This window comes from Catenulispora sp. EB89, assembly GCF_041261445.1.
GTDB lineage: Bacteria > Actinomycetota > Actinomycetes > Streptomycetales > Catenulisporaceae > Catenulispora.
Map to the genome: position 1 here is coordinate 281,331 of NZ_JBGCCU010000007.1, position 20,302 is coordinate 301,632.

Annotated in this window: 17 protein-coding genes; 7 read left to right on the plus strand and 10 right to left on the minus strand. The window is 72.0% G+C overall.

Going from position 1 to position 20,302, the window contains the following annotated elements:
* Positions 1 to 17: 17 nt before the first annotated feature.
* From ABH920_RS17835 to ABH920_RS17870, 8 genes are all read right to left on the minus strand, one after another.
* Positions 18 to 1,436, minus strand: coding sequence for an aminobutyraldehyde dehydrogenase (locus ABH920_RS17835; protein ID WP_370350124.1), 1,419 nt, complete (start codon positions 1,434 to 1,436; stop codon positions 18 to 20).
* Positions 1,429 to 2,778 (minus strand): flavin monoamine oxidase family protein, encoded by a 1,350-nt coding sequence (locus tag ABH920_RS17840; RefSeq protein WP_370350125.1) that lies wholly within the window; start codon positions 2,776 to 2,778, stop codon positions 1,429 to 1,431. The genes ABH920_RS17835 and ABH920_RS17840 overlap by 8 nt, the downstream gene beginning before the upstream one ends.
* A gap of 22 nt (positions 2,779 to 2,800) precedes the next feature.
* Positions 2,801 to 3,916, minus strand: coding sequence for an ABC transporter ATP-binding protein (locus ABH920_RS17845; protein ID WP_370350126.1), 1,116 nt, complete (start codon positions 3,914 to 3,916; stop codon positions 2,801 to 2,803).
* A 5-nt stretch (positions 3,917 to 3,921) separates the two neighbouring features.
* Positions 3,922 to 4,863 (minus strand): ABC transporter permease, encoded by a 942-nt coding sequence (locus tag ABH920_RS17850; protein WP_370350127.1) that lies wholly within the window; start codon positions 4,861 to 4,863, stop codon positions 3,922 to 3,924.
* Complete coding sequence (locus ABH920_RS17855; RefSeq protein WP_370350128.1) at positions 4,860 to 5,891, minus strand: ABC transporter permease; 1,032 nt, start codon at positions 5,889 to 5,891, stop codon at positions 4,860 to 4,862. The genes ABH920_RS17850 and ABH920_RS17855 overlap by 4 nt, the downstream gene beginning before the upstream one ends.
* Positions 5,892 to 5,893: 2 nt before the next feature.
* Positions 5,894 to 7,060, minus strand: a complete 1,167-nt coding sequence (locus ABH920_RS17860) for a spermidine/putrescine ABC transporter substrate-binding protein (protein ID WP_370350129.1) — start codon at positions 7,058 to 7,060, stop codon at positions 5,894 to 5,896.
* Positions 7,061 to 7,355: 295 nt separating this feature from the next.
* Positions 7,356 to 7,994 (minus strand): TetR/AcrR family transcriptional regulator, encoded by a 639-nt coding sequence (locus ABH920_RS17865; RefSeq protein WP_370350130.1) that lies wholly within the window; start codon positions 7,992 to 7,994, stop codon positions 7,356 to 7,358.
* A complete protein-coding gene (locus ABH920_RS17870; RefSeq protein WP_370350131.1) occupies positions 7,991 to 9,220 on the minus strand; it encodes an aromatic ring-hydroxylating dioxygenase subunit alpha in 1,230 nt (409 codons plus the stop codon). The genes ABH920_RS17865 and ABH920_RS17870 overlap by 4 nt, the downstream gene beginning before the upstream one ends.
* A 133-nt stretch (positions 9,221 to 9,353) precedes the next feature.
* Between ABH920_RS17870 and ABH920_RS17875 the strand changes: the two genes are divergently transcribed.
* From ABH920_RS17875 to ABH920_RS17905, 7 genes are read left to right on the plus strand one after another with little or no spacing between them, the layout of a single operon-like run.
* Positions 9,354 to 9,794: a hypothetical protein gene (locus tag ABH920_RS17875; RefSeq protein ID WP_370350132.1), complete on the plus strand. Its 441-nt coding sequence runs from the start codon at positions 9,354 to 9,356 to the stop codon at positions 9,792 to 9,794.
* 35 nt (positions 9,795 to 9,829) lie between these two features.
* Positions 9,830 to 11,086, plus strand: coding sequence for an NADH-ubiquinone oxidoreductase-F iron-sulfur binding region domain-containing protein (locus tag ABH920_RS17880; RefSeq protein ID WP_370350133.1), 1,257 nt, complete (start codon positions 9,830 to 9,832; stop codon positions 11,084 to 11,086).
* 7 nt (positions 11,087 to 11,093) lie between these two features.
* Positions 11,094 to 11,291, plus strand: a complete 198-nt coding sequence (locus ABH920_RS17885) for a ferredoxin (protein WP_370350134.1) — start codon at positions 11,094 to 11,096, stop codon at positions 11,289 to 11,291.
* Positions 11,288 to 13,396 carry an acetate--CoA ligase family protein gene (locus ABH920_RS17890; protein ID WP_370350135.1) on the plus strand — a complete coding sequence of 703 codons (2,109 nt, stop codon included), beginning with the start codon at positions 11,288 to 11,290 and terminating at the stop codon, positions 13,394 to 13,396. The genes ABH920_RS17885 and ABH920_RS17890 overlap by 4 nt, the downstream gene beginning before the upstream one ends.
* A 10-nt stretch (positions 13,397 to 13,406) precedes the next feature.
* Positions 13,407 to 14,666 (plus strand): acyl-CoA dehydrogenase family protein, encoded by a 1,260-nt coding sequence (locus ABH920_RS17895; RefSeq protein ID WP_370350136.1) that lies wholly within the window; start codon positions 13,407 to 13,409, stop codon positions 14,664 to 14,666.
* 1 nt (position 14,667) lies between these two features.
* Positions 14,668 to 15,834: an acyl-CoA dehydrogenase family protein gene (locus ABH920_RS17900; RefSeq protein WP_370350137.1), complete on the plus strand. Its 1,167-nt coding sequence runs from the start codon at positions 14,668 to 14,670 to the stop codon at positions 15,832 to 15,834.
* Positions 15,835 to 15,872: 38 nt separating this feature from the next.
* Entirely contained in the window at positions 15,873 to 17,045 is a 1,173-nt protein-coding gene (locus ABH920_RS17905) for a 3-hydroxybutyryl-CoA dehydrogenase (RefSeq protein ID WP_370350289.1), read from the plus strand.
* Positions 17,046 to 17,122: 77 nt separating this feature from the next.
* Here the strand turns inward: ABH920_RS17905 and ABH920_RS17910 are convergent, their stop codons facing one another.
* Positions 17,123 to 19,216, minus strand: coding sequence for a cell wall-binding repeat-containing protein (locus ABH920_RS17910; protein ID WP_370350138.1), 2,094 nt, complete (start codon positions 19,214 to 19,216; stop codon positions 17,123 to 17,125).
* Positions 19,217 to 19,356: 140 nt separating this feature from the next.
* A complete protein-coding gene (locus tag ABH920_RS17915; protein ID WP_370350139.1) occupies positions 19,357 to 20,277 on the minus strand; it encodes an alpha/beta fold hydrolase in 921 nt (306 codons plus the stop codon).
* Between the last annotated feature and the right edge of the window lie 25 nt (positions 20,278 to 20,302).

A 20,302-nucleotide genomic window follows, 5' to 3' on the forward strand; every position in this document is an offset into this window, starting at 1 on the left:
ACCGCACCACCGGCGCATCAGATCATCACGTGTTTGACCTGCGTGTAGTCCAGCAACCCGGCCATCGCGAGATCGCTGCCGTAGCCGGAGTGCCCGACTCCGCCGTGTGGCATCTCGGACACGGTCGTGCCGTGCGTGTTGGCCCAGGCGATCCCGGACCGGAAACCGCGCACCGCACGCATCGCGCGGTCGTGGTCCCGGGTCCAGACGCTCGCGGCGAGTCCAAAACGGACGCCGTTCGCCAGCGCCATCGCTTCGGCCTCGGTGGCGAACGACTGCACCGTGACCACGGGGCCGAAGGTCTCCTCCTGGACGATCTCGTCGTCCTGCGCCGCATGTACGACCACTGTCGGCTCGTGGTACCAGCCGGGGCCGTCGAGCGCGTGGCCGCCCACCGTCACTTCCGCGTGCGCCGGCAGCCGTTCCAGAACACCGCGTACGGCTGCCAGCTGTGCGGCGCTGTTCAGGGGGCCGAAGTCGGCGTCGGGAGACGGACCGGTGCGCAGCCCTCTGACCTGCTCCGCGAACGCGGCCACGAACGCGTCGTGGATCGACCGGTCGACCAGCAACCGCGTCGCGGCCGTGCAGTCCTGCCCCGCGTTGTAGAACGCGACGGCGGCCAGGGCGGCGGCCGTCGCCTCCACGTCCACATCGTCGTGCACGACGACCGGGGCGTTGCCGCCGAGCTCCAGATGCACGCGTTTGAGGTCGGCGGCGCACGCGGCCGCGATCTGGCGGCCGGCGCGGACGCTTCCGGTCACGGCCACCAGGCGGACCGCGGGGTGCGCCGTCAGCGCGCGCCCGGTCTCGCGGTCGCCGCACACGACGTTGACGACGCCCGGCGGCAGGTGCTCCGCGGCGACCCGGGCGAGCAGCGCCGTCGTCGAGGGCGTGGTGTCGGCGGGTTTCAGTACGGTGGTGTTGCCCGCTGCCACCGCCGGCGCGAGTTTCCACACGGCCATCATCAGCGGGTAGTTCCACGGCGTGATCTGCGCGCACACGCCGACCGGCTCGCGCCGCAGCATCGACGTCCGGCCCTCGGTGTACTCGGCCGCCGCCACGCCCGGCGGGGTCCGGGCCGCCCCGGCGAAGAAGCGCAGCACGTCGACGATCGCCGGGAACTCGTCCCGCAGGAACAGGGCCCGGGGTTTGCCGGTCTCCCGGACCTCGGCGTCGGCGAACGCCCCGGCCCGCGCCTCGACGCCGTCGGCGATGCGCAGCAGCGCCTGTTGGCGCTCCGCCGGAGTGGTCACCGACCAGGACTCGAACGCCGAGGCCGCCGCGGCACACGCCGCGTCGACGTCGTCGGCGCCGGACAGCGCCGAACGGCCGGCGACCAGGCCGGTCGACGGATCAACGAGGTCCAGGCGCGCGCCGGAAGCCGCTGCGGATTCGTGGCCGCCGATGACGTTGAGGACATCCGGGAACTCAGCCATGCCGCAACACCTCGCCGGCCGTCGCGCGGCCGGTCCGTACCGCGCCCTCCATGTACCCGGCGACCCACTGGTCCGATCCGCACACGTAGAACGGCGGCTCATGCGTGCCGTGCAGGGGCCCGACCCGCATCACGTCTCCCGGGGCCCACTGCGTCACGTACCCCTGTGTCCACGGGTCGCTTCCCCACATCCGCAGGTACGCGGTGATCGGCTGCTCGGCCTCTGCCCCGTAGAGCCGCGCGACGTCGGATATCAGCTCCCGCATACGCTCCTGCGGAGGCATCCCCAGCATCACGCCGTAGCGTTCAGGCGGAATCAGCGCCGAGAGCAGCCCGAATCCCTGCGGCCAGGTGCTGCCCAGGACATCCTCGCACTCTGACAAACCATTCATCCCCTGTACGCGCCAGAACGGCCGATCGTAGGCCAGGGCAAGCTTCGCGGCGCAGGCCTGCCGCTGCGCGTGCAGCGAAGCCAGGCGCTCGTCCGACACCCCGGTCACGGCCACGGACCGCAACGGTCCCACCGGCAGTGCGCTGACCACCGCGTCAGCGGTCAGCGTCTCTCCGCCCACGAGGCGAACCCGGCAGCGCCCCGGACCGGACGACGCGGACCCAGACGCAGACGCCGACCGCACGTCCACGGCCGCCACCGCGGCCCCGGTCCGCACCCGGTGCCCCAGTTCGACCGTCATCGCCAGCGCGACCGTCGCCGAGCCCTCGGCGACCCGCAGGCCCTCCCAGTCCTCGTAGTCGTAGTGCCCGGCGCTCGGTACCGCCGCGTTCTTGCGCAGCGCGCCGAGCAGCGACGTCCGCTCCACCGAGCCGCTGGCCAGGCTGAGCTGCCCGATCTCCCACAGCCGCACGACCTGCGGCGTCGCCCCCGCCGAACGGAGCCACCGGCCCACCGACATCGCGTCCAGCGCGGCGGCGTCGGGGTGCGACCACGGGTCGTCCGGGTCGACGGTCTGGGCGAGGTCCACGAACTCCTTCGTCACTCTTCTCTGGCAGTCCTCGTCGCCCGGACCGAACCAGTGCGGCGGACCCCCGGCCGAGACGCCTTCCGGCGTGGCGCGGACCATGGCGCCCGGCTCGGCGACGTAGCTGGGGATCAGGGTCAGGCCGAGTTCGGCGACGAGGCCCAGGTAGGCGGTGTGCGCGCGGCCGACGACCTCGCCGCCGAGCTGCAGGATCCGGCCGTCCTCGAGGATCGCCTGTTCGACCCGCCCGCCGACCCGGTCCCGGGCTTCCAGGACCAGGACGTCCGCGCCGCCGGCGGCCAGGTCCCGGGCGGCGGACAGGCCGGCCAGGCCGGCGCCCAGGACGATCACGTCATAGTGGTGCATGAGTCCTCCTCGCGGGCCGGCATCAGACCAGGACCAGACAGTGTTCGGTCTTCCAGGCGATCTCGACCGACTCGCCGCCCACCCAGCGGTCCTCGTTCCGGGACCGCGCGGTGTTCTGCTCCAGCGCGGCGACGGTGACTCCGGGCGCCAGCTCGATCAGGTAGGTAGTGGTCGGGCCCGAATACACGGTGTCCTTGATGACCCCGCGGGCCCGGGGCATGTCCGGCTCGAAGTCCGACAGCCAGATCTTCTCCGGCCGGATCGAGACGCTGACCTCGGCGCCGTCGGCGATCTCCGGACACGGCCCCACGGCGATCGCCGGGCCGCCGCCGATCTGGACCGCACCGGACCGGTAGACGCCGGTCATGAGGTTCGAGGTCCCCATGAAGGACGCGACGAACTTCGTCTCCGGGCGCTCGTACACGTCCTCGGGCGTGCCGCAGTGCTCCACGCGCCCGGCGTTCATCACGGCCACCCGGTCGGACATGGTCAGCGCCTCGTCCTGGTCGTGGGTGACGAACACGAAGGTGATGCCGACCTCGCGCTGGATCTGCTTGAGCTCGATCTGCATCTGCCGCCGCAGCTTCAGGTCCAGCGCCGCCAGCGGCTCGTCCAGCAGCAGCACGGCCGGCCGGTTGACCAGGGCGCGGGCCAGCGCGACGCGCTGGCGCTGGCCGCCGGACAGGGTGCGCGGCTTGCGGTCGGCGAAGGCCGGCAGCTGCACCAGCTCCAGCATCTCGGCGACCCGGCGCCGGATCTGGTCCCGGGCGACGCCGGCCCGCTTGAGGCCGAAGGCGACGTTGTCGGCCACCGAGAGGTGGTCGAACAGCGCGTAGCTCTGGAAGACGGTGTTGACGTTCCGCTTGTTCGGCGGCAGGCGGGTCACGTCCTGGCCGGAGAGCAGGATCGTCCCGGCCGTGGGATCGGCGAAGCCGCCGATCATCCGCAGCGTCGTGGTCTTGCCGCAGCCGGACGGCCCGAGCAGCGAGAAGAACTCGCCGGCGGCGATGTCCAGGCTCAGGTCGGCGACGGCCGCGGCGTCCTCGCCGAACGTCTTGGTGATCCGGTCCAGCCGCACCGCGGGTGTGTCGGGCGTGGCGGGAGCCGCCGGCGAGGCCGGAGAAGAGATGGTGGTCATCGGTATCAGTCCCCGGACAGGAGGTCGAGGCCGCCGGAGCGGCCGAACAGGCGCGGGATGGACAGGGCCGCGGCGATCAGGGTGATGGAGCCGGCCAGCATCAGGGTGCCGACGGCGTTGATGGTCGGCTCGACGCCGAAGCGGATGGCGGAGTAGATGCGCACCGCCAGCGGCTGCGGGTCCACGCCGGTGGTGAAGTAGGCCAGGACGAAGTCGTCGAAGACCAAGGCGAAGATCAGGACCGCGCTGGCCAGGATGGCGGGCAGCAGCGCGGGCAGCGTCACCAGGCGCACGGCCTGCCAGCGCGTCGCGCCCAGGTCCATGGCGGCCTCCTCGACCTCCGGATTGAGCGCGGCCACCCGCGAGCGCAGGATCACCGTCACGTAGGAGATGGAGAAGGTGATCTCGGAGATCATCACCGTGCCGGTGGACAGCGTGGTGTCCAGGCCCTTGTAGAGCATCAGCGACGCCACACCGGTGACGATCTCCGGGGTGATGAGCGGGACCAGCATGATCAGGCCGGAGTAGGAGCCGAGCCGGCCGCGGGCCCGCACCAGGCCCAGTGCCAGCGCCACGCCGAGGACCACCGAGCCGATCATCGCCACCAGCGAGATCTTCAGGCTCATGCCCAGTGAGGACAGCAGGACGTGGTCGTGGAAGAAGGCCGAGTACCAGCGGGTGCTGAAGTGCTTGAAGACGGTCAGCGACTTCTGGGAGTTGAAGGAGAACAGCACGACCATGCCGATGGGCAGGTAGAGCAGGACGAAGAACAGCACGGTGACCACGAAGGCGAAGCGGGGCCTGGCCTCGACGCCGCGCCGGCGCAGGCGGGGCAGCCGGGCCAGCCGTGGCGGCCGGGCCAGCCGGCGTCGCCGCGGCGCGTCCGGCCCGTCCGGTCCGGGTAGCCCGGGCGGCCCCGGCCGCCTCTGGGGATCGACAGCGGTCATCGGGTCGCCTCCGCCTCGTCCTTGCGGGCGCGCCGCAGGTAGCCGAACATGCCGACCAGGAGCACGGCCATCAGCAGCATCGTCAGCGCCGAGCCCAGCGGCCAGTCCTGGCCCTCGAAGAACTTGTCCTGGATCAGGTTGCCGATCATGAGCTGGTTCGGGCCGCCCAGGAACTGTGCGGACACGAAGTCGCCCATGGCCGGCAGGAAGACCAGCACCATCCCGGCCACCGCGCCCTGCCGGGTCGCGGGGACCGTGACGAACAGGAAGGTGCGCAGCGGGCCGCCGTACAGGTCGCGCCCGGCCTCGATCAGCGCTGTGTCCAGCCGTTCCAGGGCCGCGTACAGCGGGATGATCATGAACACCACGAAGCCGTAGACCAGGCCCGCGATGACCCCCGGCCCGGTGTTGAGGATCTTCGTGTGCGAGTCCGCGAGGCCGATCGCGCGCAGGAAGCGCAGCACCGGGCCGTCGTCGGATAGCACCACCGACCACCCGTACATCCGGACGAGGTAGTTGGCGAAGAAGGGCACGACGATCGCGGCGATCAGTGCGTTCTTTAACCGCCCGGCGTGCAGCGCGATCGCGTAGGCGACCGGATAGGCGATCAGCAGGCACAGCACCGACGTCAGGGCGGCGTACTCCAGCGAGCGGAACATCACCGTGCGGTAGGCCGGTGCCGCCAGCCGCCGGATGTTGTCCAGCGTGGTGCCGAACCGGGGGTTGCCCAGATCGTCGGTGGTCCCGAACGACAGCGCCGCGACGAGCAGCAGGGAGGAGATGAAGAACACCGACATCCACAGCGTTCCGGGAAGGGCCAGACGGTTCCAGACCCGGGTGTCGGCCGAGGCCGGCCGCCGCGAGGTCCGCCGTCTCGGGCGCCGGAAGCGGATCGGGCCGGGCGAGCCTTTCGGGGCTGGTGGGCCGGCCGGGCTTGGCGGGCTTGGCGGGCTGGTCGGGCTGGTCGGGCTGGTCGGGCCGGTCGGGCTGGGCCCGCCGGCCGTCGGTTCGGATGCGGTCCTGGGCACGGTCAGCCCGCCTTCACGTCGGTCCACACGGCGTCCCGGGCGTGCTCCTGGGCCGCCGTGCCGTTCTGGAACATGCGGTCGGTCACCAGGTCCTCGGCCTTGATGACGCACTGGGGGAGCTGCGCGACGAGCTTCGCGTAGGCGTCCTCGGTGCCGTTCACCGGCATCGGGTAGCCGATGTAGTCGATGTTCTTGACGACGTTCTCCGGCCGGAGCATGTAGTCGATGAAGAGCATCGCCGTGCCGGGGTGCTCGGCGTTGGAAGGGATCACGTAGCAGTCGGTGTTCACCGCGGAGCCTTCCTTGGCGGTCTGGAATCCGTAGATCGAGGCGTCTTTGGCCTGGTTGAGCACGGAGACCATGTCGCCGCTCCAGGCCTGGGTCATCAGGGAGTTGCCGTTGAGCAGGTTGTTGTAGTCGTCGCTGGAGAAACCGCGCAGGTGCGGGCGCAGGCTCTTCAGCTCGGCGTCGATTTTCGCCAGGTCGCCGGCGTCGGCGGTGTTCATCGGCAGGCCCAGCTTGAGCGCCGCCATCCCGAGGGCTTCGTCCTCGTCGTCCAGCAGGAAGACCTCGCCGGCGGCGGCCGGCGACCACAGGTCCTGCCAGGAGCCGGTCAGCTCGCCGAGTTTGTCCTTGCGCCAGCCGATGCCGGTCTTGTACATGGTGAACGGGACGCTGTGCGCCGACGCGTCGTCGTACCACGGGTCCTGGAAGTAGTCGTAGTGGTCGAAGATCGACGGGGCGTTCTTCAGCGCGGAGTGGTCGATGCGGTGCAGCTTCCCGGCCGCGGCCAGGCGCTGGGTCCACTTGGCCGAGGGGAAGACGACGTCGTACTTGTTCCCGGCGGCCAGCTTGGCGCCCATCGACTCCATCGAGTCGAAGTTGGACTGGACGACTTTGACGCCGTACTCCTTCTGGAACCCGTCGAAGACCGACGGGTCGACGTAGTCGGCCCAGTTGAAGTAGACCAGGTCTCCGTCCACCTTGACCTCGATGGGCGGCTCGGCGGACGTCGCGGCCGAGCCCGCCGGCCCGCCGGATCCGGCGGCGGCGCCCGATCCGGTGAATCCGCACCCGGCCGCGGTCAGCGCGACGGCGCCGGCCGCCCCGGCGCGCAGCAGCGATCGGCGGGACAGCTCGAAGGACTCCTCGGGAGACTGGCGGGACATGGCTTGTCCTTTCGTCGTGGGTGGGAGGGGCCCGGCGTCGGACTTCGGTTCGGGGCAAGGCGGTACCCAGAAACCGCCGGCGGCGGGGTCGAGCGCTTATGAGGAGGGGTTACCGGCCCGAAGCGGTACGCGGACCTGTTTTTCACCGCGCGCCGGTGGCTGCGACGCGGGCTCTGCACCGCCGCGGTGGCGCGGCGCGGTCGTGGGGGAGAGTGGTGGGTGCGATGGGTGCGGTAGATGCAGTGGGTTCGTTGGATGCACCGGGTGCCGGCCCCGGCCTTCGCCGGGCCGGGCTCTACCCGGCGGCGGCCCGGGACCCGGCTGCCGGAACCGGTGTGCGCAGCCCGAGCTGCGGGGCGACGACGGCCCAGATCTGGTCGCGAGCGTCGTCCATCGTCATCGCCGAGGCTCCGAGCAGGATCCGCGCACCGTAGCCGTCGGTGAGCGCGATGACCAGGTCGGCCAGCCGCCCCACGTCACAGGCTTCGAACTCGCCGGCGCCCTGGCCGTCGCGGACGATCCCGGCGATCCAGTCCCGCAGGTTCGCGTACAGGTCGCGGGCGACGGAGCGCGAGTCGGGGTCGCGGACGGCGCGCAGGTGCAGCTCCTGCCAGAGCAGGAAGTCGCGGCGCAGTTCGGGGTCCCCGGGCAGGCAGTCGTCGATGGCCCGGGCCAGGCGCCAGGAGTGCGGCGCCTCGGACGGCGGCACGCTCGCGGCGTTCTCAGAACCCGTGGTGTCGTAGGAGTAGCGCAGTGCTTCCAGGAAGAGCTTCTCGCGGGTCGCGAAGTGGTAGTGGAGCGCGGCGGTGGACACACCGGCCCGCTCGGCCACCATCCGCATCCTGACCTTCTCGAACCCGGTCTCGGCGATGACCTCGCACGCCGCCCGCAGGATCGCCGCGCGTGTCTGCTCGGTCCTGGCTTCCGCGCTCATCGCCGCTCACCGCTCCCTTCGGTCGATCCCAGATCGGCTCGGATCCTATCGGCGAACCACCCGACGCCGGCTTCGCGACGCGACAGCGGCCCCGGTTCGAAGCCGGGGGTGCGGATGCCGTGCTGGACCCGGCGCAGCAGTTCGGCGTCCTCGTCGCTGGTGATCCAGCCGATGGCGATGTTGAGCCGGCGCGCCAGGCGGGTCCGGGCGCTGGAGCCCCGGCGGGTGTAGAAGCCGCCGGGGACGGCGACGCGGTCCTGGCCGGCGGGGACGGCGGTCCAGGCGAGCACGTGGTCCGGGTAGAAGTCGAGCAGCGTGTTCGGGTAGATGACGGCGTAGCGCCACATCCTGCGGTCTTCCGCCCGCAGTCCCGGCATCGTCGAGGTCAGCCGCTGATAGAGGCGTTCGCGCCAGTTGGACGACGGCTTGTCCCGTAGCGGTGTCTGGAACAGGACATAGTCCTCGGCCTCCTCGGTGATCCGGTAGTTCTGGTAGTCGAGCAGCCGCATCAGTCCGGGGTGGGCCACCGGTACGTGGTAGCCCTCCAGGTAGTTGTCGACGGCGACCTTCCAGTTGGCGCCCTGGACCTCGGCCCGGTCCAGATCGTGGATCCGGTCCCGGCCGACCGGCACCAGGTCGCCCCCGGCGTACCGGCCCACCTGCTCGGCCAGCTTCGCGCAGGTCTGGGCCAGCGGTGCGGCCGTACCGTCGATGTTGACGAACACGAAGCCCAGGAAGGACTCCACGGCGACGGTGAACAGCCCGAGCTTCGGCTTGTCCAGGCACGGGATCTGGCGGCCCTCCGGCGCGCCGACCAGCGTGCCGTCGAGCTTGTAGGTCCAGCCGTGGTAGGGGCAGCGGATCGCCGCGGCCGTCTTCGGCTCCGGCTCGGGGCCGTCGACCAGCCGGGTGCCGCGGTGCCGGCACACGTTGAGGAACGCGTTCAGGCCGCCCTCGTCGGTCCGGACCACCAGCACCTCGCGGCCGGCGGCCCAGGCGGTCAGCCGGGAGCCGGGGTTCGGCAGGTCGGATTCGTGGCAGACCAGCTGCCAGCTCTTGGCGAAGACCGCGTTCAGCTCGGCCTCGGCCAGCGCCGGGTCGGTGTAGTAGTGCGCGGCCAGGGCCGGCGGCGGGGGTGGTTCGGCCGGGTGCGGCCCGGCTGGGCCCGGGGCGGCCTGCTGCGCGCCGGGCGCAGTGGTCGTCGCGAGCGGTTCGGTGATCGGCACAGGTCCCTCCTTCAGGGCTAGCTGACCAATTGGTCAGTCAGGTTCCACCGAAGTTGCCGGGCTGTCAAGAGTTGCTAACTAATCAATCAGTCAGTTACGCTCCCGGCCACCGCATCGACCCCGGAGGTGGAAGGTGTCAGGACTGTTCCAACGCCGCCGACCCGTGTGGCTCGGCCTCACCGCCGAACCCGAGCGCGAGCTGCCCGAGGCGGTCGCGGCGCTGCGGATGCGGGGCCTGAGATCCGCCGCGCCGCCGGCGGATCGGGCCCGGCTGTTCAGCGTCGCCGCGGAGCGCCGGAGGATCGGCGATCTGCTCGTCCACGGCGGTCAGCGGTCGTGGCTGCGCTACCTGCAAGAGGTCACCGCCCTGGTACGCGCGGCCGCTGAGGCCGCCCAGACCGCTCAGACCGCCGGCGGGCCGGCCGACGCAGCTCCCGCGCTGCTCGCCGCCGAGGTGGTCCTCGACCATCACACGATGCTCATCGGCCTGCCCGGCCCGGCCTACCGCCGGGCCGCGACGCAGCGGACGGCCCTGACCGAGGCCGTACGGGTCCTGCGAGGACTTGCGGGCTGATGCGGAGCGAACCGGAGAAAGGAGGGCAGGCGGAGATGACACGGATCCATTCCCTGATGACCGGCCCGGCGCCGCTGCTCGGCGAGAACCCCGGCCGAAGAGAGACCCGTGACGACTACTGGCGGGCCGGCGGATACCGCGATCTGTCACCCGACGTGCTGTTCAACCGCGTCAACGCCGCGGGACTGCGCGGGCGCGGCGGTGCCGGCTTCCCCGCGGCGGCCAAGCTGCGGGCGGTGCGCGCTTCCGGGGCGGTACCGGTGGTCGTCGCCAACGGCGCCGAAGGCGAACCGGGATCGGCCAAGGACCGCTGGTTGATGCGGGCGCGCCCGCACCTCGTCCTGGACGGCATGCTGCGCGCCGTCGACATGACCCGCGCCGCGTGCTGCTACGTCTACGTGGCCGACGACGAAGCCGCCGACAGCATGGGCCGTGCGCTGGCCGAGCGGGAACCCGTCGTGCCCACCAGGATCGTGCGGCCCGAGCCCACCTACGTCGCGGGCGAGGAGACGGCGGCGGTCCGCAGGATCAACGGCGGGCCCGCGCTGCCGACCGCGAAACCGCCGCGGCCCTTCGAGGCCGGGGTCGACGGCGCCCCGACGCTGGTCGCGAACGTCGAGACCCTGGCCCGGATCGCGCTGCTGGCCACCCGGTCACAGATCCCTGATTCGCTGTTGCTGACGGTCTCCGGCCGGGGCCTGGAACCCGAACTGGTCGAGGCCCCCGTCGGCACCTCGGTGCAGGCACTGGCCTACCGGGCGGACCGCCTCGACACCCCCGGCGTCCTCATGGGCGGCGTGTTCGGCGGGATCCTCGACCCCCGCCGCCTGGCCACCGCGCTGGAACCGGCGGCCCTGGACGCGGCCGGCTCGGCCCTCGGCTGCGGAGCCGTGCACTTCCTGGCGCCCGGCGAATGCCCGGTGGCGCTCGCCGCCGACGGCTTGGTCTGGCTCGCCGGGGAAAGCAGCCGCCAGTGCGGCGTGTGCGTCTCGGGGACGACGGCGTTGGCGCGCACGATGACCTCCGTGGTCGCCGGTACCGCGGAGCCCGACGACCTGGCCCGGCTCGGCCGGTGGTCGCAGAGCCTGCGCCGCCGGGGCGCGTGCGGCCTGCTCGACGCCGCGGCGAATCTCGCCGCCTCTGTTCTGCGCACCTTCGGCCCGCTCGTCGAGACGCATCTCGACGGCGGCTGCCCCGGCTGCGCCGCCGACCGGACACCGGACGCCGACCGGTTCCGGGTGGAACCCCCGACCGTCCGAACCACCAGTCACCCCGTATCAGCACCGCGATAGAGGAACCATGAAACTACTGTTGGACGCCACCCTGTGCCAGGGCTACGGCGTGTGCCAGGAGAAGGCCCCCGCGCAGATCGAACTCGACGATTTCGGCTATGCCGCGATCCTCGCGCCCGAGGTCCCGGCCGGCGGCGAGGCGGCCGCCGAGGCGGCCGTGGCCGCCTGCCCCAACCGCGCGCTGCGGCTGGAGCCGCGGCGATGAGCCGCGACCTGGCCCCGCTGTTCGACCCGGTGTCGGTGGCCGTGGTCGGCGCGAGCGACGATCCGGCGAAGTACGGGCACGCCATCGCCGCGCAGGCGCTGCGCGCGTCGCACCGCCGGCCGATCCACCTGGTGAACCGGCGCGCCGGCACCGTGCTCGGCCGGGCCGCGGCGCCCAGCCTCGGCGCGCTCGGCGAGCCGCTCGGGCTGGTCGTGGTCTCGGTCCCGGCCCCGGCCTACGAGCAGACCGTCGAGGAGGCCCTGGCCTGCGGCGCCACCGCGATCGTCGCGGTCACCGCGGGCTTCGCCGAGACCGGCGCCGCCGGGCTCGCGCGGCAGCGGGCCGTCGCCGAGAAGGTGCGCGCCGCCGGCGCGGTCCTGGTCGGGCCGAACTGCCTGGGCATCGCCGACAACACGACCGAGCTGTATCTGGCCTCTGACACCTTCGACCTCGGCGGGGTCGCGCTGCTGAGCCAGAGCGGGAACCTCGCGCTGGAGCTCCAGCTCGCCTTCGCGCCGCACGGCCTGGGCTTCTCCCGGTTCGTCTCGCTCGGCAACCAGTCCGACGTCACGCTCGTGGACCTGGTCCGGGACTGCGCGCGGCACGAGGCCACGAAGGCGATCGCGGTGTACGCCGAGGACTTCGGCGACGGCCGGGCGTTCGCGCGGGCGGCCGCCGCGGCGGGCAAGCCGGTGGTGCTGCTCAGCGCCGGACGCGGGCCGGCGGCGGCGCGCAGCGCGGCGTCGCACACCGGCGCGCTGACCACGTCGTCGGACGTCGTCGCGGCCGCGTGCCGGGACGCCGGCGTGGAACTGGTGCGCACGCCGCGGGAGATGACCGCCGTCCTGGCGGCCGTCGCCGGCGGTCGCCGGGCGCGCGGCCGCCGGGTCGCGGTGTTCACCGACGGCGGCGGGCACGGCGTCGTCGCCGCGGACGCCGCCGAGGCCGCCGGGTTCGAGGTGCCCGAGCTCGGTGCGCAGGTCCGGGAACGGCTGGCCGGGCAGTTGTGGGGCCCCTCGGCGCTCGGCAACCCGGTCGACCTGGCGGGCATGGGGGAGCAGGACCCGATGTCGTACGCGGCCGTGGTCCGGACGCTGCTGGACGCCGACGAGGTCGACGCCGTCCTGATGACCGGGTACTTCGGCGGGTACTCCGCCGACACCGGCGGCCTCGGCGGTGCGGCCGGGACGCTCGGCGCGGCCGAGCTCGCCGCCGCCGATTCCATCGCCCGGGCGGTGCGGGCCTCTCCGAAGCCGGTCGTGGCGCAGTCGATGTATCCGGACGCGCCGAGCTGTCAGAACCTGCAGGCCGCGGGCATACCGGTGTTCGCGGCGATCGAGGACGCGGCGCGGGCGCTGGCGGCCGTCGTGGTGCCCGAGGCAGGCGAGGATGGCCAGGGCGGCCAGGGCGGTGCGTCGGCGATCGAGCCGTTGCCTGAACCCGCCGCACCCATGACCGACACCGGCTACTACGCCACCCGCTCCCTGCTGGCCGAAGCAGGCTTGCGATTTCCCGACTCGGCCGAGATCAGCAGCGAGGATGAGCTCCGGGCGTTCGCGCGCAGTACATCAGGCCCCTTCGTTCTCAAGGCTCTGCATCTGCTCCACAAGTCCGACGCCGGCGGTGTCGCCCTGAACCTCGCCGACGAGCAGGCCCTGACGGCCGCGTACCGCGAGATGCACGCGCGCCTGTCCGCACCGTCCTACTCGGTGGAGCAGATGGCGGACCTGGCGAACGGCGTCGAGCTGATCGTCGGCGTGAACCGCGACCCGCGCTTCGGCCCGATCGTGATGGTGGGCCTCGGCGGGGTGTTCACCGAAGTCCTCGGCGATGTCGTGTTCGCCCTCGCCCCGGTCTCGGCCGCCCGCGCGGAGACGATGCTGCGCGATCTGCGCTGCGCCGCCCTCCTGACCGGGGTACGCGGCCGGCCGGCGGTCGACGTGGCCGCCGCCGCGAAGGCCATCGAGCAGATCACCCGGGTCGCCGCCGCCCAGCACGATCTCGCCGAGTTCGAGGTCAACCCGCTGCTGGCCCTGCCGTCCGGGGCGCTCGCCCTGGACGCCCGGGCCGTGCCGCTGTTCCCACCGTCCCTTTCCGACTACTGAGGAGCCCGATATGGAGTTCCGATACACGCCCGCGCAGCGGGACCTCAAACAGCGCGTCGCCGATTACGTCAAGCTCCTGATGCAGTACGAGGACCAGGCCGAGCAAGCGCGCGGTGCGCTCCCCAAGGAGACCGTCAGGGAACTGACGCGCGCGGCGATGGACGCCGGCGTCTACGCGATCAACATGCCGGTCGAGTGGGGCGGCCCCGGGCTGTCGCTGTTGGACCAGGTCATCGTCGAGGAGGAGTTCGGCAAGGCGACGAACTGCCTGTGGGACATCCCCTGGCGGCCGTCGAACGTCCTGGCCTATGGCACGCCGGAGCAGCGCGAGAAGTACCTGCTGCCGATCATCCGGGGCGAGAAGTTCGACGCTTTCGCGGTCACCGAGCCCGACGCCGGCTCCGATCCCGCCAGTGGCGTCACGATCGCCCGGCGGACCGCGGGCGGCTGGCTGCTCAGCGGCGAGAAGTGGTTCGTGACCTGCGGCGACATCGCCGACTTCCTGCTGGTGCAGGCCGACGCGCTGGTGGAGGCCGCGGACGGTTCCGGCCCGGAGAAGCTCGCCACGCTGTTCTTCGTCGACAAGAACGCGCCGGGCCTGAAGATGACACGGGTCCCGCACTTCATGCACCACGCGGTCAACGGGCATCCCGAGTTCACGCTCACCGACGTCTTCGTCGCCGACGAGGACGTGCTCGGCGAGATCGGCCAGGGCTACGAGCTGACCAAGGAGTGGTTCACCGACGAGCGCCTGATGATCGCCGCGCGCACCGTCGGCGCCGCCGAGCGCGCGTTGCAGGAGGCCCGCGACTGGGCCGTGGAGCGCCAGGCGTTCGGCAAGCCGATCGCCGAGTTCCAGCTGATCCAGGCCATGCTCGCGGACTGCGCCGTCGACATCGCGGTCAACCGGGCCTACACCCACCAGGTCGCGTGGGAGGCCGACCAGCCGGACACCGACCGCAAGACCCTGCACGCCAAGGCCTCGACCGCCAAGCTCGCCGCGAGCGAGGCGGCCGGCCGGGTCGCCGACCGCTGCGTGCAGATCTTCGGCGGCCGCGGCTACGACAGCGCGTACGCCGTCGAGCGCATCTTCCGCGAGCTGCGCGTGGACCGGATCTGGGAGGGGACCTCGGAGATCCAGCGCGTGATCATCGCCAACGAGCTGATCAAGCGCGGTACCCGGGCGCTCGCGGTGCCCGGCCCCGCCCTCACCCACCCCGACCTCATCAGCCCTGCCCACACCCGCCCCGCCCCTGAGAACGAGGACTGACATGGACTTCCGGCTCACCCAGCGCCAGCTCGACCTGCGGACCGCGGCCCGCGGGCTCGCGGACTTCATGACCAAGTACGAACTCGCCTGCGAGGAGGACAACGGCCTGCCGGCCGAGGCGCACGCCGAAGTCCGGGACGCGGTGCTGGCCGCCGGCCTGCAGGCGGTCAACATGCCGGCCGAGTGGGGCGGCGCCGGCCTGACCATCTTCGAGCAGGCCGTGGTGCAGGAGCAGCTGGGCCGCCTGACCGGCGCGCTGTGGGACATGGTCTGGCGCCCGGCCAACGCGCTGCGCTTCTGCACGCCCGAGCAACGCGAGCGTTTCCTGGAGCCGGTGATCCGCGGGGAGCGCCGCGACTGCTACGCGGTGACCGAGCCGAACGCCGGATCCGACCCGCAGAACCTGACGACCACCGCGACGAAGACCGCCGGAGGCTGGTCGCTCAGCGGCGAGAAGTGGTTCGTGACGGTCGGCGACCACGCGGACTTCCTCATCGTCCTGGCCGCCGCGGGCGACACCGGCGCGCCGACGCTGTTCCTGGTGGACAAGGCCACCGAAGGCGTGGCGGTGAAGCGGACGCCGCGTTTCATGCACACGTTCGTCTACGAGCACCCGGAGTTCACGTTCACCGACGTCTTCGTGCCGGACGACCAGGTGCTCGGCGGCATCGGCGAGGGCTACGACATCACGCGCGCCTGGTTCACCGAGGAGCGCCTGATGATTGCCGCGCGCACCATCGGGGCCGCCGAGCGCGCGCTGGAGTTGGCGCGCGACTGGGCCGTGGAGCGCGAGCAGTTCGGGCAGCCGATCGCCCATTTCCAGCTGATCCAGGGCATGCTCGCCGACTGCGCGGTCGACATCGCGGTCAATCGCGCCTACTTCCTCCAGGTCGCCTGGGAGATCTCGCAGCCCGACGCGGACCGCAAGACCCTGCACGCCAAAGCGGCGATCGCCAAATTGGCGGCGAGCGAGGCGTCCAACCGCGTTATCGACCGCTGCGTGCAGATCTTCGGCGGCCGCGGTTACGACCGGTCTTACCCGGTCGAGCGTCTCTACCGCGAGCTGCGTGTGGACCGGATCTGGGAGGGCACGTCGGAGATCCAGCGCCTGGTCGTCGCCGGCGAGCTGATCAAGCGCGGGACCGGCGTGCTGCGGCTGCCGTCGTGAGCGGCGCTGTCGGGCCCGATGAAGTGGTGGCCGATGGGGTGCCTGCTGCCGAGCCGGACGGCGTCCACCTGATCGGAGTCGTCGGCTGCGGCCAGATGGGCGCGGGCATCGCAGAGGTCTGTGCCCGCGCGGGCTTCGAGGTGGTGGTCGCCGAGACCGGCCCGGCGACCGCCGCGGCCGGCCGGGCCCGCGTCGAGGCCTCACTGGCGCGAGCACTGGACCGGGGCAAGATCACCGACCGTGAGCGCGACAACGCCCTGGACCTGATCTCGGTCACCACCGACTTCGACCGGCTCAGCGACCGCGACCTGGTGATCGAGGCCGTGGCCGATGGGGTGCCTGCTGCCGAGCCGGACGGCGTCCACCTGATCGGAGTCGTCGGCTGCGGCCAGATGGGCGCGGGCATCGCAGAGGTCTGTGCCCGCGCGGGCTTCGAGGTGGTGGTCGCCGAGACCGGCCCGGCGACCGCCGCGGCCGGCCGGGCCCGCGTCGAGGCCTCACTGGCGCGAGCACTGGACCGGGGCAAGATCACCGACCGTGAGCGCGACAACGCCCTGGACCTGATCTCGGTCACCACCGACTTCGACCGGCTCAGCGACCGCGACCTGGTGATCGAGGCCGTGGCCGAGCACGAGGCCGCCAAGCTCGCCGTCTTCGCCCGCCTCGACGCGACGGTGCGGCGCCGCGACGCGATCCTGGCGACGAACACCTCCAGCATCCCGGTGATCCGCCTGGCGACGGCGACGTCCCGTCCGGAGCACGTGATCGGCATGCACTTCTTCAACCCGGTCCCGGTCCTGAGCCTGGTCGAGCTGGTGCCGTCGCTGGCGACGGACCCGGAGACCGAGGTCCGCGCCACCCGCTTCGTGGCCGGAGCCCTGGGTAAGGAGGTGATCCGGGCCCGGGACCGGGCCGGCTTCATCGTCAACGCCCTGCTGATCCCCTACCTGCTGAGCGCGACCAGGATGCTGGAATCGGGCATGGCATCGGTCCAGGACATCGACCGCGGCATGGTCCTGGGCTGCGCCTACCCGCTTGGCCCGCTGGCCCTGGCCGACCTCATCGGACTCGACACCGTGAAGGCGATCGCGGAATCGATGTACACGGAGTTCAAGGACCCGCAGTACTCGCCGCCGCCGCTGCTGGCGCGCATGGTCGAAGCCGGGCACTTGGGCCGCAAGACGGGGCGGGGGTTCCACAGCTACGGCTGAGAAGCCACGGTCGCCCCAGGTCGGCAACGTCGCCGACCTGGGGCGCCTGCGTGGGGCACCTGCGTGGGGCACTTCCGCTACGGCTGAGGCACCACGACCGCGTTCGCCGGAACCCTGGCCGCGGCTGCCCTCGGAGGGCTCGAGGCGGGGATCGTGACCGTCCCGGCGGGTCCGCCGATCGCCGCGGTGAGCTGGGCGTCGACCCCGGACGGCAGGGCGGCGTCACCGCCGAAGACGACGCCCAGCCCCAGCGATCCCCGGTTGTCGTTGATGTAGCCGCTGTCGTCCGGAGACAGGCCGACGGCCGGATTCAGCAGCAGCAGCGGGCCGTACGTGCGGCCGAGGAACGCCGAGCCGGACAGCGCGTCGGGCCAGGCGGTGCCGGTCGCGAGGCCCACCGATTCGGCGCCGCCGAAGAAGGCGCGGGCGACGAGATACGAGGTCTGGAAACGGTCCTTGCCGGTCAGCGCCGCGAAGGAGAATCCCCGGGTGGTCCACTTGCCGGACTGGACCGCCTGCTTGGCCTGGCCGCCGACGGTCACGACGTCGGTGCCGCCGCCGAGGTTGAAGCCGTTCAGGTAGGCGGCGGTGGGCTTGGGCATGGTGGTGTCGTCGGTCAGGACCACGACCGCGCCGTCGAGCGAGGCGGCCACCGCGCCGGCGGACAGCGCGTCGGGATAGTTCACGCCGGTCGCCACCAGGATCTCCGTCGGATTGGCCGAGACCGCCTGGGCTATCTTCACCGCCGTCGCGTAGCGGTCCGCACCGCTGATCCGCACCGGGTGGTATCCCAGGCCGGCCAGGGCGTGCAGCACGCCGTCAGAGATCGCCGCAGGTCCGCCGAGCAGGTAGACCGTGCCGCCGGGGCGCAGGACCCGCCGGATCTCCGTCTGCGTCTCCGATGACAACGTCTTGGTGTCGGTGAGCAGCAGCGGTCCGTTCTTGTGCGCGGCCAGCCCCGCGCCGCCGAGGGCGTCGGCGAACAGGTCCGACCGGGACAAGGTGACGGAGTCGGCGCTCGCCCGCTGGTCGTTCGCGCCGCCGACCGTGGCCCACAGCTGGCGGGAGGCCCTGACCGCGGTGTCGACGCGGTCGGCACCCGCGATGCGGACGACGGCCGTCTTGGCGTCGGTGCGCACGGCCACGTCGCCGTAGTCGCCGGAGATCTTCGTCTCAGGGTTCGTCGGGGTGTCGACCGAGACCGTCGGCGGCACCGACACCGTGACGTCGACCGTGTAGGTGCCGTTGACCGGCGAGCTCGGATTCGTCATGTCGGAGCGGCGGAAGGCGACGGTCTTGCCGTCGGGTTCGAACACCGGTCCGGTGTGGTCGACGTAGTCGACGCCGCCGTACCGGTCGAACGTCACCTGCTTGGGGGCCGACCAGCTGCCGTCCGCCTGCCGGGTCGAGGTGAACAGCTCGTCGTAGTGCACCTGGCCGGTGAACACGACCGTCTTCCCGTCCGGCGAGATCGACGGGTGCCGGTCGGTGCCCATCGTGGACGACTGGGACGGGATGGGCAGGACCTGGGTGACCTTCGCACTCGTGCCGTTCCAGGTGATGACGGCGACGCCCTGAGGGCTGGGGCTCGTGTACTCGGAGGAGGTCTGGAACACGATCGACCCGTCGGCCGCGACATCGGGGTCGCGCATCCCGACATCGGTCGGCAGCCCGGCGGCGGCCAGCGCCGCGGCGTCCACGACCGGGTCCGGCGGCAGCTGCGCGTCGGCGTACGATCCATCGCTGGGTGCCTGCACCAAGGTCGGCAACCCCGAGCGGGACTCATCCTGCTGAGACCAGATGACGGAACGGCTGTCGGCGGACCAGGCCGTGTGCGCCCGGATCCCGGCCGCGGCCTCCGGGGCCGCGATGAGCACGCCGTGCGAGCCGTCCGCGTCCGCGGTGTAGACGCCGTCGTCGGCGCCGATGAAGGCCAGCCGCGATCCGTTGCCGGACCAGGAGACGTCACGCGCCCCGGCGGGCAACCCGATCACCCCGCCCCCGACCACATGGACCTGGTTGCCGACGGTGACGGTCACCGGGCTCGCCGGCGCCGGCATGCCGTAGGTGGTCGCCTGCGCGACGGTCGGGACGACCGCGGATATCGCGCTCACCGAGCTGACCAGGACGGCGCCGAGCGCCAGCGGCCTGCGTATCGATGGGGAGGTCATTGTGGGCTGCTCCAAAGCTGGGTGTGTGGGTGAGCGCTTTGCGAAGCGGTGTGCGAAGCGTAGCGGCAACTCTTCACCTCCGCGGCGAGTTCGCGGCGCACTTCGTCAGCCGACGCCGTCCGGCCCGCTTCGGTCGCGTGCTATCGGTCGATGCTCGCAGTGAACTCGGCGATGGCCTTGGCCAGGTCTTCGGGAGCCTCCATGGCGACGTAGTGGCCGACGCCGTCCAGCGAGACCGAGCTGACCTGGGTCGACGCGGCCTGGGTCATGGTGGCCGACGTGAAGGAGCCCGCGCGGGCCCCGATTGCGAGAACGGGCACGTTCAGCCCCGGCGCCTGTGCCAGAGCCCTGATGTCGGCACTCTCGCTGAGCATCGACCGGTAGAGGCCGGTCGCTCCGCGCCAGCCGTCGGGCCGCGCGTACGTGCGGACGAACTCGTCGAGGTCGGCGTCGGTGACCGCGCCCGGGACCGCGGTCAGCGCCGGGAACAGGAACCGCGCCAGGAACTCGCGCTCGCGGCCGGTGAGGAGCATCTCGGGGATGCCGGGGGCGGTGAGTGCCCCGATGTACCAGACGCCGCCGTGCGTGACGTCGGCCAGCGCCTCCATCCCGAAGCCCGGCAGCCCGGTCTCGATCGCGGTGAGGCTGAGCACGTCGTGCGCGTGGACGGTCGCGAGTCGGAACACGGTCGCCCCGGCGATGTCCTGGCCGGTGAGGTGGACGGGACCCACCCCCAGGTGCTCGATGAGCAGGTGCAGGTCCTCGGCGGCGGTGGCGCTGTCGTAGGTGCCCGGTCCGTTGCCGGAGTCGCCGAAGCCGCGCAGGTCCACGGCGAACACGCGGTGCTGCTCGGCGAGCAGCGGGATGAGCCTGTGGAAGGCCCACCAGGTCTCGGGGAACCCGTGGACCAGCAGGACCGGGGTGCCGCCGGAGCCGGCGGCCACGTAGTGCAGCGTGGTCCCGTTCAGCTCGACGCGGTGGTGGGTGACCTCGGGGATCGTCGCGCCGGTCGGTGGGATGGGTCGGGTCGATGGGCTCGATGGGCTCGATGGACTCGCCATGGCGTCTCCTCGAATAGGCAACCCG